Here is a 12439-nt window from a genome sequence, read left to right as displayed (position 1 = left end):
GCGAGTCCCGCATTATTGCAGCATGAAGGTCTTGTATTCCAGTGACTCCAGCACCCGGTCCAGAAAACGGAAGCCGAGCATGATGGTGATGGTCAGCGCCGCCGCAATGCCATAGCCGTAGAACTCCGGCCCCAGCCACAGCGTCAGGGCGGTGAAGGCGGCGTTCAGCGTCACGAACAGGCCGGTCAGGAACAACACGATCCAGCGGTTGTCGAGATAGAAAAAGACGTTGATCACGCCCAGCAGCACCACCTGCAAGCCTGCCGAAATCAGGTTGATGAACAGCAGCGGCAGGTACAGCGGCGAGATGCCCAGCTGCTCCAGGATCCACGGCCCGGCAATGAACAGGCCCAGCGCGGCGATGGTCTGGATCTTGATGATCTGGTAGATGCCCTGGCGCACGGTGTAGACCATCTCGTTGCGCATGTCCTCGATGAATTCCAGCGAACCGCCCGAGCGCACGGCGTCAAAGAACTTGTCGTAGTATTCGACAAAATCGGTTTCCATCTTCACCAGGAACACCGCCATGCCGGGGATGATCGACAGGTAGGCCAGAAACACCGGGATATCGTAGATCACCGAGGCGCGCAACGGCCCGATCACGGCGTGGCTGGTCGGGTCATAGAACCAGAACATGAACTTGTCCAGCCACACGCCCAGGTTATAGAAAAAGCCCACCCCGACCAGGGTCGGGTAGAGGTAGCGCTTTTCGAAGAAGCGGAACTCCAGGAAATGATCGGAGGGATAGTTGCGCAGGATCAGGATCACCATGCCGGTCAGCAGCACGAACTGGCCGAGGACGAAGCCGCCCAGCAGGCCTTCCAGCCCGAACGGTCGCAGCAGCAGCGCCAGGGCCACGGTGGCGCTGTAACCGACGCCGAACAGGCTGACGATGGCCTTGTAGTGCTTCATCCCGGACAGGAAGATGGTGGCGATCCAGATATCGCACATCACCACAAAGCCCGCCAGCATCAGCAACCGGTACATCAGGGTTTGTTGCGGAAACAGGAAGGCGATGGCCGGCGTCGCCAGCAGTCCCGCTGCCAGCGTCACCCACAGCAAGAGCCCGTTGAAGTTGGGCAGGATGATGTCGGCCTTCTTTTCGAACAGCCGGTCGGCGGTGAAGCGGGTGAACGCCAGTTGCACGAAGCCGGTCAGGATCAGGCTGAGCGAGATCAGGTAGGTGACGCTGACCTGGAACTGGGTGATCAGCGAGTCCGGCACCACCACCGACAGACTGAGCACGCCAATCACCAGAATGCCGAGGATGGACAGCACCCACGGTCCGGAGCTGATGATGCCCGCGTAGGTGTAAGCCTGCATGACGCCGATCAGGCTGTCGCGCTTCAGCAGCTTGCGCAGTTCAAAACCGATTCCGGCCATCAGCGTTTCTCCGTGGCGGCTGCGGGGGGCAGGGGCGGCGATTCATCCAGCGCCGTGCGGTAGACTTCGCGATAGCCCGCGAACATCTGCTCCTGCGTGTAGTAACGCTCCACGCGGGCAATGCCGGCGGCCTGGGCGGCCCGCCAGGCCTCGGGGTCATCGAGCAGCCGGATGATGGCCTCGGCCAGCGCCTGCGGATCGGCAATGCCGACGATCTGTCCGGCGAGGCCCAGTTCCCGGTCGGGGCCTTCCAGCCCTTCCACCAACTGGCGGCACGAGCCGACATCGGTGGCGACGCAGGGAACCCCGGCGGCATAGCCTTCCAGGATCACCAGCGGCAGCGCCTCGGAAATGGAGCTCAGCGCCAGCACGCCGACTTGCGGCAGCAAGTCGTCAATGCGTTGGAAACCCAGAAACTTGACCGTGTCGGTCAGCCCGAGACCGGTCGCCAGGGTGTGGCAGTCACGGGCATAGGCGGGGTCTTCGTCTTCCGGTCCGGCAATCCAGGCCTGCACGTCGGGCAGGCGGTTGGCGACGGTGCGCATGGCGCGGATGAAGGTCTTCACATCCTTGATCGGCACCACGCGTCCGATCAGGCAGACCGTGCGCGGCACGCCTTCCGGACGTCTGGCCCGTACCCGTTGCAGGGCGGGCAGGTTGATGCCGTTGGGAATGTTCTCGGTGCGTTCGGCGGGCGCGCCGTCCTGAATCTGGCGCAGGCGGTTGGCTTCGTACAGGCTGATGATGCGGCTGGCGTTGGCGTAGCATTCCCGGCCCAGCGCTTCAAAGAACCGCACCCACAGGTTGCGGAAATAGGCCACTTCCGAGGTGTCTTTTTCCAGCACGCCGCGGTTGTCGCGGATCCATTCCGCCTGGAACAGGTCGATCTTGCGTTCCTTGGTGTAGATGCCGTGCTCCGACAGCAGCAGCGGCCGCCCGGTCATCACTTTCAGCAAGGCCCCCAGAAATCCGGCGTAACCGGTGGAGATGGTGTGGTAGGCGCGCACCGGAATGAAACGGTCGGCAATGTCCATCAGCCGCCACAACGGCGCGTGCATGATGCGCACGGTCCAGAAGTAATCGACAAAGGAGGGGTCGGTGCAATGGGCGCGGTATTGTTCGGTAATGAAGTTCCACGACTCGCGGCTGTACAGGAAATCTTCCTCGCGGTAAGCGCCGCGCGCGCGGTGGCTGAGGATGCGGCCGATCATCGACGGGCAGCCGCCCGCCGCCGGAGGATTGCGGTATTGTTCATGCAGCGCCCGCACTTCGCGGAAGACGGCGGCGTCGCCCGGACGGCTGACCACCGGCGGCTTTTCGCGGCCGTCATGCAGGTAGTGGGTTTCCAGGTGCACCACGTTGTCGGGCAGCTCATAGCGCATGTCGCCGTAGTCTTCCGGACGGCTGCCGATGAAGCACAGCGCGAAAGTGAACTCCGGAAAACCGCGGATGATCTGGTTGACCCAACTGGAGACGCCGCCGCTGACGTAAGGGAAAGTCCCTTCCAGCAACAGGCCGATATCGGCTTGGGTGCCTTGACGGACAATGGTCATGCCGACGGCCCTCCCTGACCCCAGAATCCGGCGGACAGCTGCATGGCGCGGGATTTTCCGTCGGGGCGCAGTTCGCGCATGATTTGACGGGTGGTGTCGAAGTCGCCGCGCTTGAAGGCCAGTTCGGCCAGATAGGGCGCGGCCCGCACGCGGGGAAAGCCCTGGCGGATGGCGGTGGCGAAGGCCCCGGTCGCGCCATTGTAGTCCCCGGCCAGCAGGCGCATGCGTCCGGAAATGACCCAGAGGCCGGTATCGCGCACCTTGTGCGCCAGCGCCTCGCGACAGAAATGGCGCACCTGTCCCAGCGCATAATCGCGCATGTCGCCCTGCACCAGTTCCTGGTAGATCAGTTCCCAGTAAAGCTCGGCCAGTTCGCGGGCGGCCAGATAGCGCGACTCGGTGTCATTCGCGGCGGCCTCATGGCGGCGCAAGGCCTGTTCGATGCGCTGGGTCAGTTGTTGCTCGCGGGCGTCGAGCATGCCGTAGGCCAGCAGCCGCAAGTCATCGGCGCTGTCGCTCATCGCTTCGCGCAGGATGCCGGAAGATTGGCGGGTCGGCACGTTCTGCAAGGCCAGCAAGGCTTTCATCCGCAGCTCCAGCGGTGCGCCGGTATCGCTGATCTGTTGTCGCACCCGACCGGAGCGCCAGCCGCTGACCGGTGTCTTCTTCGGCAGTTCGTAATGCGGCGCGGCCACCGCCTCGAAATCCTCGCGGCGGTGCAACTGCGGCATCCACGCCGCCGCCATGGCGCCGACGGCAAATCCCATCAGCCCCAGTACCGGGATAAAGAAGCAGAGGCTGAACAGCAAGACCAGCACCCAGTTGCGCGGTTGCCGGTACTGCTCCGGCATCAGGCTCCAGGCCAGCGGCGTGATGCAGGCGCAGGCCAGCGCATGCAGGGCGAAATACTGGAGCAGCACCCCCAGTTCGCGGGAGCTCAGCAGGATCAGGGCGACAGCGCTCAGTTCCAGGGAGACGGCCGCCATGCCCAGCTTGACGTTGGGGCTAGCCATGGTGTGCGGTCTCCAGTTGGCAGCGGTCCAGCAGGGCGTGCAGCAACTCGGCCGGCTGCTGGTCGCCGATGCGCTTGGCATGGACGATCACGCCCGACTCGGCCAGGCTGCGATAGCCGAACAAATCCTTCAGCCACTTTTCGGTGCGCAGGAAGTAGCCGGTGACGGCGGCCTCATCGTCCAGCGGCATGACGGTCAGCAGGATGTCGCGGTCGGGCAGGTGCAGATCCCAGATAATGTCCATCTGCCGCCGCTGGCGTCGCGCTTCCGCCGCCAGATCATGCCGGTGCGCCGACTCCGGCACCACCAGCGCGGCAATGCTGGAGCGCAGGCCGCTGATGCGGAACAGATGGTCCAGCCGCAGCACTTCCGCGCCGAATTCCATGGGGCACTCCTGGCCCAGCAGCAGTTGCAGCACCTCGAAGCTGGCTTCGGGAATGCCGATGCTGTCGCTGTAGTAGCCCAGGATCACGTTCAGGAACTGCAGCGTTTCGGCGTTCAGCGACAGGAACGGCAGCCGCTCCACCACCAGGATGCCGAAGCAGCGGCCGTCCGCCGCCAGCAAGGGCGCCGCCACCAGGTAGGCAGTGCGGGCGTGCTGGAGCGAGTCGGTCTGGATATGGCTGAGCTCCCGGCAATCCAGCGCGTAGCTCACCAGCGGGTCGCTGGCGTTCAGGGGGGAAACTTCGCCCAGCACGGCGGCGGGGCGGGTTTCCACCCGTCCGTCGGTCACGCTGTGCAGGCTGGCCACTTCCAGCTGGCAGTTCTGGCTGAGCAGGTTCAGCAGCGTTGCCGCTTCCGGCAGGTCGTGCGGGTTGCGCACGGGCTCATCGGCCAGCGCCCGGCGCATGGCGGCCAGCGAATCCCGCAGCGTCAGCGGCTTCACCAGCAAGTCCTGCTCCAGCCGCTCATGGGACAGCCGCAGCAGGTAGTGTCGCCGGGTCAGCGATTCCAGTCGTTCATTGAGGTAGACGTTGGCCTCGCGCACCCGTTGCAGCCTTGCGGTCCAGACATCCGAGAATTCGCCCGCCACCAGGCTCAGCACCAGCCCTCCCATGAAGTACGAGGAAGGAAACGGGATCGCCGCCGGCGTCACCCACTGATGCAGCACCCAGGTCAGCGCCATCAGCCCGACCGACCCGAAAGCCGCCAGCGTGCCATAGCGCAGCGCCAGCACCGTGCAGACCAGCCACAGCCAGGGAAAGGCCAGCTTGGTCAGCAGCGGATCGTCCGGGTGCGACCACGTCGCCAGCATCAGGCTGCCGATGGTAAAGCCGAGTACTTCGTAGACGGCCTGCCGGCTGTATTGCTTGGGCGCAAACCATGCGGCGAGACGGCCGGGAGTCAGGGTGGGCATACGCGGGTTTCCTGTGGCCAAGGGATTAACGGGCGGGGACCAAGGCCTGGTCCAGCAACTCGTTGACCACTTTCTGGGCGACGCCGCTGACCGCCTCGCGGCTCCAGCCGGTACGGGCGGCGCTGCCGCTCCAGATCACCTGGCCGGTGGACAGGTCGGTGACGGACAGGGTGATGCCGGCGGCGGGTTCGCCGTCCAGTCCCACCTTGTAGCGCCACTCATCCACACTGCCCGCCACGACATAGCGGGCTTGCTGTTCCCGGGCCCAGGCCATCGCCTTTTCCTGGGCGGCGCGGTCGGCTTGGTCAAACAGGGCGTCGCCGCTGCGCGCGGCGGGATAGACGCTGAGGTTGCGCACGCCGTGCACCCGCAGCAGGCTGGCGGTCAGGCTGTCCAGACGCGCCCCGGCCTGCGGGGTTTCGGTGTTGTTGACGGCGGGAGCCAACGCCCATGCCGCTTGCAGATCAACCCCCGGCGAGCGGGTGGTGGAGACCGTGGCGCAGCCGGTCAGGCCGGCGGCGAGCCAGGTGATGGCCAGCAATTTCGCGGTTTTCATGATTCTATCCTCGGGTGCTTCATCATCAGTAAAAAATCCGGTAGTCGAGCCGCAGTTCGCGGGTGTCGTTGCCCTGGTTCAGCCCGGAACGGTCTGCGCGGAACTGCAGCTGCAGGCTGTCTCCGCCCAGGACCGGGCCATGCAGCCCCAGTTCCAGCCGGTAGCCGTTGCCGCTGTTGTCCGAGCGGTTGAAGCCGATTTCGCCGAAACTGCGCCAGCCGCGCGCCAGGCGGTCCTCGGGCAATTGTCCGAAGGCCCAGGCCAAGGCCCACTGCCGATAGTCCGCGGGCATGAAGAACCGGCTGTCGATGACAGTTCCGGCGGGAATCAGTGCGGCGGTCAGCGGAGACACCGTGTTGGCGTCGTCGCTGAACTGCCCGACGCCCAGTTGCAGTTTCAGAACCTGATCCGGTTGCGCGGCGAACAGCCGGAAACCGGTATCGATCGCCATGACGCGCCCCCGTCCCAGACCCTCGCCGGTCTGGGCCTGATAGCGGTGCTGTTCCAGCCGGGCGTTGACCGACAAGCGCCCATCGGGCGTCCAGCGCAACCCGGCGACCGCGCGGTTGTCCATGCCCGCCAGATGCATCGCCAGGCTGTCTCTGCTGCCGCCATGACGGTCCAGCAGCCAATCCAGCGCCAGTGTCCGGTCCATCGTGTAATCCTGGGAAACGCGGAATCCGTTATTGGCGGCCACGCCATCCAACCCGTGCAGGCCGAAATGCCAACGGCTGCGCGGCGTCTGACGGTTCAATCCCACCGACCATTCGCGGCGCGCGGCGGGCTCGGTTCCCCATAGGCCCTGATCCCGGCGCGATGCACGTTCATCGTCAATCGCGAAGACCAGGCGGTTACGGTCGTCCAGCGGCATATTTCCGCCCAGGGCGACACCGCTCAGGTCCAGTCCGCTCTGGCGGCCGCGTCGTGACTGCACATCCAGCCGTCGGCCGTTGGCGGCGCCCAGACGGGTGAAACGGTGATGCAATTCGTCATCGTCCGGCGCTTCATCCTCCAGCGTGCGGAAGGCCAGGTCGGTTGCCAGCCGGTTACGTTGCAAGCGTTCGGCCGCCTCCAGCCGGTCATAGACGGGCAGCTCTTCCACCCGCTGGTTCAATAATGCATCCATGGCTCCGCGATCCCCGGCGGTCAGCGCAAAGCCCAGGTCGGCCCAGCCCGGCAGCGGTTGTGCGGCGGAGGTTTCCGCCGCCAGAGCCATGGCGCTGTCCGTCGCCTCGTGATTCAGCAGCCAGCCCAGCATCAGGTCGCGGCTGAAGGTGTCCGGCGCGGCGCGGCGGCGGGCGGTCAGCTGCCGCCAGGCGCGGTCGGGCAGCATGCGCGGCAGATTCAGCGCCAGCAGGGCATCCTGCAGCTGCTGCCGTCTTTCCGGGCTTTCGGCGTCCAGATATCCGCCGGCGCGGGCGAGGATCAACCGTCGCAGCCGCTCGGCCGCTTCGGGTTGATTGACGGCCTGGAGGGTGTCGGCCAGCGCCAATGCCGCCAACGCATCTTCAGGGTGGCGTTGCTGCCAGGCCAGTTGATAGGGCAAGGCGGTCGCCGGTTGCCGCAAACGTTGCCAGCCGGCAATCCAGGCCGGCCACAGCGCTTCGCTCCGGCGGGCCAGCGTATCCCGCGATACCAGCAATTGCCGCAAGGCCGGGGCGTCATCCTGCGCCAGCAAGACCCCGGCCAACCCCTGGGTCAGCCGGACCGACGCCGGTGACAGTTGCAGGCCTTGACGGTAATCGCGCCTGGCGTCCGCCAGACGGCCCCGCAGCCAGTAATAGCGGGCGCGTTGTTCCAGGAAGGCCGGATTTGCGGACAGACGGGCGCTTTCCACGGCGCTCAGTCCGTCCAGAAAACCGTCAATTGCCGTCCAGGCATGCTCGGACTGCCACAGCGACAGCGCGTTGATCGCGCCGTTATCCCGGCCGAAGCGCCGGTAGAGCCGCTCCTGCATGCCTGCGGCCGCGAGCGGATCGCTATCCTGCAACAGGGAGGCATAGTTCCAGAGGTCGCTTTCCCCGTCCTTGCCTTGGGCTACCAGGACCTGATAGGCGCGGCGGGCGGTCTCGCCGTCATTCAGCAGACGCGACAGATCCGCGTAGGTCTGCCAATAGCCCGTCGCCGCGACCGGCATGCGCGGTTCGACGGCGGCCAGCCCGGCGCGCGCCTCGGCCAGTTGTCCGCGCCGGTATTGCAGCGAGGCGCGCCGCAACAGCCATCCCTCGTTCGTCGGTGTCCTGGCCAGCAGACGGCTCAGGGCGGCAATGGCGGCTTCGTCCTGGCCGCTGCGTTCGGCGAGCGTGGCTTCGGCCTCCAGCACCACCGATCCTGCCTGCCGGTTCTCCAGGGTTTTCAGGAACGCCAGTCCGGCTTCGGGCCTGCCCAGGCGCTCGTAAGTCTCGATCAGCCTCAGCAGGGTATCGCGGTCGCCGGGCCGTTGTCCGGCCAGCCGCTGGCGATAGGCCAGCAGCGCTTCGTCATCCAGCAGCATCGGCGCCAGCCGTCCCACGGCGGACCAACTTTCCTCGCTGCCGCCCAGCCGCGCCAGCTTCAGCCATGCGGCCAGCGCCTCGGCCGGTTGCCCCACCCATTCCGAGACCTGGGCGTAGCGCTTCAGCCAGACGGGGTCCGAAGGGCGCTCCGCAACGGCTTTACGCGCCACTTGCCAGGCGGCGGGCAATTTGCCGCCCGCCACATAAACCTCAAAACCCAGGGTATAGCGGGTATTTTCAAACGGCGTTTGCGGGATGCCCGCCTGTTCCTCCAGCGGCGCGGCGGCCAGCGCCGGACCGCACAGGCCCAGTAACAGGATCGCCCGACAGGATTTCATGGCGTGATTCCAAAGGGGTGAATGCGTTGCTTCAGGAGCAGCGCGACATAGTATTCGGCCAGATCATGCCGGTTGGCGGCCAGCGCCAGCCGCGCCATCGCTTCCAGCAGGATCGGATCATTTTCCAGCAGGGCCTGGTGTTGGGTGGCGGCCTTGAAGGCTTCCGCAGGCTGGTTCCCGGCCTGAAAAAAGCGCAAGGCCTCCAGGAAGAGCGCGCGCGTCTGCGCGGCGTCGGGATGCAAACGCAAGCTCATCAGCAGGATCCGGGCCGCCAGCACCGGATTGTTTTCCGCCAGCGCCAGGTTGGCCGCCCGCCGGTACCAGTCAGCCTGCTGCGGGCGGTCGCTGAAAATCAGCCGCATGTACAGCCGCCGCGCCAGCGTGGTTTCTCCCAGCGCCTGGGCCCGTTCCGCAAAGTGTTCCAGCCGGTCCTGGAAGGCCGGCTCCAGCGACAGCGTGCGCAAGGTCTCCAGGAATTCGCTCTGGCGGCGCAGGAAGGTCGAGCTGTTCGCAGGCGTTGTCCACAGGAAGCGCTCCAGCAGATCCAGGTGCAGCATGGCGGTGCGGAAGCGGTCCTCGGGTTCCAGCGCCGCCGACGATTGCAACAGCGGCGCCAGGGTATGCCATGAACGGTAGATTTCGCCGCTGGCGTAGAGGTGCGATGCCAGCTGCAGCCGGACATGTTCGTCCTCCGGCTTGGCCCGCAGCCAGGCCATGAGGTAGGCGATGGTCAGCGAGTCGCTGGTCGCCGCGTGCTCCAGCCGCCGCTGCAGGATTTGGCCGGGAAACATCATCAGCAGGATCAAGAGCACGGTCAGGCCGAAGACTGCCGTCTGCCCGGGTCCGGAGAAGCGCAGCCGCTGCTCAGCGCGGACAGAGGATCTGGAGCGCAGCGAGATCATGGCGGGCAGTCTCAAGCGTCAGGCGGTCGCCTTGACGGGTGAACGGAAGCGGTTGGTTGTTCCACAGGGGGCGGCACTGCGCGGCATTGGCGAAGCTCAGGCGCAGCGGCGCGTAACCCTGAATGTCCAGGCTCAGGCCGGTGTCCAGCCGCTCCAGCCGGGTGATGCGGGCATTGGCGAACTCCAGGTAGGGCAGGGGCGTGTTTTCACCACCCATCGCCAGCAGGGCATCACCCGTGGTCAGGTGCACGTAGCGGGCGGACGGGCCGGGGGCGGTCCCGGCCACATTCACGCTGCGGCCGAAGTCCGGCAGCCCGGCGGTTGCCGGCAGGCGGACGGTTCGCAGGTCGCCGTTGCCGCGCAGGCGGTATCCCTCCGGCGTGCGCGCCACCACAAAATCATTGAAATCCAGCACCTTGCGGACATATTCGGAGGCGTAAACCGGGTGCAGGGGTTGTGATTCCGCCCAACGGTACACGCTCTCCAGCGCATTCAGGGAGGCGGTCTTCGAGGCGGCGTAGACGTGGTAGTAGATGTCGACCGGCTTGAAGCGGTAGGGCGTTTCGGTCAGCTCGAAGGTTTCGATGACGCGCCGGTAGCCATAGAACGGCCCGGTCCACAGGTTGGTGTAGACGTTCTCGTTCTGGTTCGGGGCAAACACCTGATAGAGGCCTTCGCCGCGCGGCAGGCCGGGTCCGGCGATTCGGGTCCAAGAGTTCTGGGTGCGGGTGATGGTGGTTTCACCGCCATTCATGTTCAGGACTCGGGCGCGGACGGTTTCTGCCAGCGACTCGGGTGTGCTGACGCAGTTCCCGGTCCACAGGAACAACTTCACCGGTTTGGCGGCCGGCGTCAGCCGCCGGTTGATGTAGTTGATCGAACCAGCGATTTCACGGTCGGCGCGGTATTCATAACCGGGGATCGGCAGGTGATAGCTTTCGCCGTTGTCCAGATTGCTTTCCGCCTTGCCCCAATTGAAGGGATGGGAAAAGGAGTGGCTGGCCGCTTCTACCCACGGCAGGCTGAAAATATCCCGGGCCACGGCTTCCAGGGAGGGCGAGCGCGCCGGATACAGGCCGGCCGCACCGGTCTCGCCCTCAATCACCGAAAAGGTGGTCGGCAGGGAGTGTTTTTTCAGGATGACATCCCGCAATACCTCGCCGCTGGCGGGGGCGCCGGGTCGCTCCGCCGCGCTGGCAAAGCCGTCGCCGTCAATATGCACCATCAGCAGGCGACGCCCGTTTTCCGTGGTGATATCGGGGACCGGAACGCGGCTGTCCAGCTTCAGGGCCTGTTGCAGGAAGGTCAACGGATTCAGGTGCCAGCGCTCGCCGTTGTCCTGGCCCGGCAGCGAGCTGACCGTGTAGGGCGCCAGGACAAAGCCGCCCCAGGGGGTCAGCGCGGCGGGATGGAACAACTGCCCGGCCGAGGAGATGATGCCCAGCAGGGGATGAGCGGCCCCCCGCAGGCGCAGTGGTGGAATTTCCCCGGCGCGCGGCGTCACCGGCATTTCAAAGCCCATCATGGGGTCTTGGGTCACGATCCGGAAGTCGCCGGCTTTGGCCGCCTCCACGGTCTGCAGCCCCAGGGATTGCAGGAGCGTGCTGTCATACGCCACGCCAAAACGACCGAACACGGCCAGCGGCACGCCGTTGTCCGTTTGCCGCTTCAGCCAGTCGCCATAGCGGGCGGCGTCGGGGAGCTCGTCGCTGTTGATCCAGCTGACGATGCCGGCGTAGCGACCGACCAGCGGCCAGTCCGGCAGCGGCCCGTTTACCGGGACATAGTCCGGCGTCAGCCCCAGCCGGGCCAGCGGCATGCCCAGAAAGCGCTGGACGTCGGCGTAGTGCAGGTCGGGACTTTCCGCCGGGTTGTAGATCACCAGCACCCGGCGCGGCAATACCTCGATATTCCCGACGCCCAACTGGTCCAGCGCGGGAACGCTGACCCAGGGCACATAGCCTTCGCGGCTGAGGCGAGCGGCGGTTTCACGGGCCAGTTCGCGGTTGGCGGCGGGGACATAGTCAATGACCAGAACCGGCTTGCCGAAGGTGTTCCGCGCGACATCCAGTTGCGTCTTGAGCCACTGGCGGTCTTTTTCGGGGACATCGACAAAACGCCGGGCGCTGTTGTCCCAGCCGTGATACAGCGATTCGGCGGCCACCATCCAGATATCGTCATGCACTTCCGGCAGTATTTCGAAGCCGCGGTTCATGATCAGCCGGGCTTCGGGCCAGCGGCTATGCAGGGCATGGACCAGTTGCGCCAGTCCTGCCTCGCGACGACGAAGGTCTGCCGGGGTTCCCCCCAGCAAGTGATAGCTGTCCAGCGTATCCAGAAAAAAACCGCGATAACCCTGCCGCCATAGCGGCGCAAACACCTGATCCAGGACGAAGGACTGCCAGGCCGGATTGGCCGGATCGACCAGGCGGCTGCCCCAGGCGCGATTGCTGCCGGCCAGCACGCCGTCGGGAATGGCCTTGAACCAGGAGCGGGAAGGATGCACTTCCCCCAGGCTGACGTAAGCGAACAGGGCGCTGGCGGGATGCCGGAAACGCGCGGGGTCGGAAACATGATCCGGATCCACCACCGCGACATCAAACGCCCGCAATTCGGCCAGCGGCGGATGGTCGCCGTAATAGAGCGCCACCGAGGGCAGGGCCGCCGCGAGACCGGAGGCGGGCAAGAAAGCCATGCCCCAGAACAGCAGCATTAGCAGGAACGGCCTCAGGGTCATCGTGACAAGGTTCTCGGCGGCATTAGTCCATATATCCATGAAAAGTAGCAGGTAAATAGCCTGTCAGTATCCTAAAAGTGTGGATTACTTCTCATTATAAGGAAT

Annotated in this window: 8 protein-coding genes; all 8 read right to left on the bottom strand. The window is 65.5% G+C overall.

Annotated features, from left to right (window positions below):
• Positions 1–12 precede the first annotated feature (12 nt).
• Genes pelG through EV700_RS02970 form a run of 8 tightly spaced genes read right to left on the bottom strand, consistent with a single transcriptional unit; the run spans position 13 to position 12373 of the window.
• Complete coding sequence (pelG, locus tag EV700_RS03005; protein WP_130410862.1) at positions 13–1383, bottom strand: exopolysaccharide Pel transporter PelG; 1371 nt, start codon at positions 1381–1383, stop codon at positions 13–15.
• Positions 1383–2936, bottom strand: coding sequence for a GT4 family glycosyltransferase PelF (pelF, locus tag EV700_RS03000; protein ID WP_130410861.1), 1554 nt, complete (start codon positions 2934–2936; stop codon positions 1383–1385). The genes pelG and pelF overlap by 1 nt, the downstream gene beginning before the upstream one ends.
• On the bottom strand, positions 2933–3949 hold the full coding sequence (locus EV700_RS02995) for a tetratricopeptide repeat protein (RefSeq protein ID WP_130410860.1): 1017 nt from the start codon (positions 3947–3949) through the stop codon (positions 2933–2935). The genes pelF and EV700_RS02995 overlap by 4 nt, the downstream gene beginning before the upstream one ends.
• Positions 3942–5306 (bottom strand): PelD GGDEF domain-containing protein, encoded by a 1365-nt coding sequence (locus tag EV700_RS02990; protein ID WP_130410859.1) that lies wholly within the window; start codon positions 5304–5306, stop codon positions 3942–3944. The genes EV700_RS02995 and EV700_RS02990 overlap by 8 nt, the downstream gene beginning before the upstream one ends.
• A gap of 25 nt (positions 5307–5331) precedes the next feature.
• Positions 5332–5862 (bottom strand): penicillin-binding protein activator LpoB, encoded by a 531-nt coding sequence (locus EV700_RS02985; protein ID WP_130410858.1) that lies wholly within the window; start codon positions 5860–5862, stop codon positions 5332–5334.
• Between the two features lie 25 nt (positions 5863–5887).
• Positions 5888–8695 (bottom strand): tetratricopeptide repeat protein, encoded by a 2808-nt coding sequence (locus tag EV700_RS02980; RefSeq protein WP_130410857.1) that lies wholly within the window; start codon positions 8693–8695, stop codon positions 5888–5890.
• The gene (locus tag EV700_RS02975) at positions 8692–9597 is read right to left on the bottom strand and encodes a tetratricopeptide repeat protein (protein ID WP_130410856.1); all 906 of its coding nucleotides are present in this window, start codon (positions 9595–9597) and stop codon (positions 8692–8694) included. Before EV700_RS02975 ends, EV700_RS02980 begins: the two co-directional genes overlap by 4 nt.
• Positions 9560–12373: a bifunctional glycoside hydrolase/polysaccharide deacetylase family protein gene (locus tag EV700_RS02970; protein ID WP_130410855.1), complete on the bottom strand. Its 2814-nt coding sequence runs from the start codon at positions 12371–12373 to the stop codon at positions 9560–9562. Before EV700_RS02970 ends, EV700_RS02975 begins: the two co-directional genes overlap by 38 nt.
• Between the last annotated feature and the right edge of the window lie 66 nt (positions 12374–12439).

The sequence above is a fragment of the Fluviicoccus keumensis genome (assembly GCF_004217445.1).
Lineage (GTDB): Bacteria > Pseudomonadota > Gammaproteobacteria > Pseudomonadales > Moraxellaceae > Fluviicoccus > Fluviicoccus keumensis.
The sequence above is the reverse complement of the archived record's forward strand: the minus strand, read 5'-3'. Positions and strand labels throughout refer to the sequence as shown.

Coding starts and splice junctions, on each gene's coding strand:
- pelG (WP_130410862.1), bottom strand. CDS start 1,383: ATGGCCGGAATCGGTTTTGAACTGCGCAAGCTGCTGAAGCGCGACAGC.
- pelF (WP_130410861.1), bottom strand. CDS start 2,936: ATGACCATTGTCCGTCAAGGCACCCAAGCCGATATCGGCCTGTTGCTG.
- EV700_RS02995 (WP_130410860.1), bottom strand. CDS start 3,949: ATGGCTAGCCCCAACGTCAAGCTGGGCATGGCGGCCGTCTCCCTGGAA.
- EV700_RS02990 (WP_130410859.1), bottom strand. CDS start 5,306: ATGCCCACCCTGACTCCCGGCCGTCTCGCCGCATGGTTTGCGCCCAAG.
- EV700_RS02985 (WP_130410858.1), bottom strand. CDS start 5,862: ATGAAAACCGCGAAATTGCTGGCCATCACCTGGCTCGCCGCCGGCCTG.
- EV700_RS02980 (WP_130410857.1), bottom strand. CDS start 8,695: ATGAAATCCTGTCGGGCGATCCTGTTACTGGGCCTGTGCGGTCCGGCG.
- EV700_RS02975 (WP_130410856.1), bottom strand. CDS start 9,597: ATGATCTCGCTGCGCTCCAGATCCTCTGTCCGCGCTGAGCAGCGGCTG.
- EV700_RS02970 (WP_130410855.1), bottom strand. CDS start 12,373: ATGGATATATGGACTAATGCCGCCGAGAACCTTGTCACGATGACCCTG.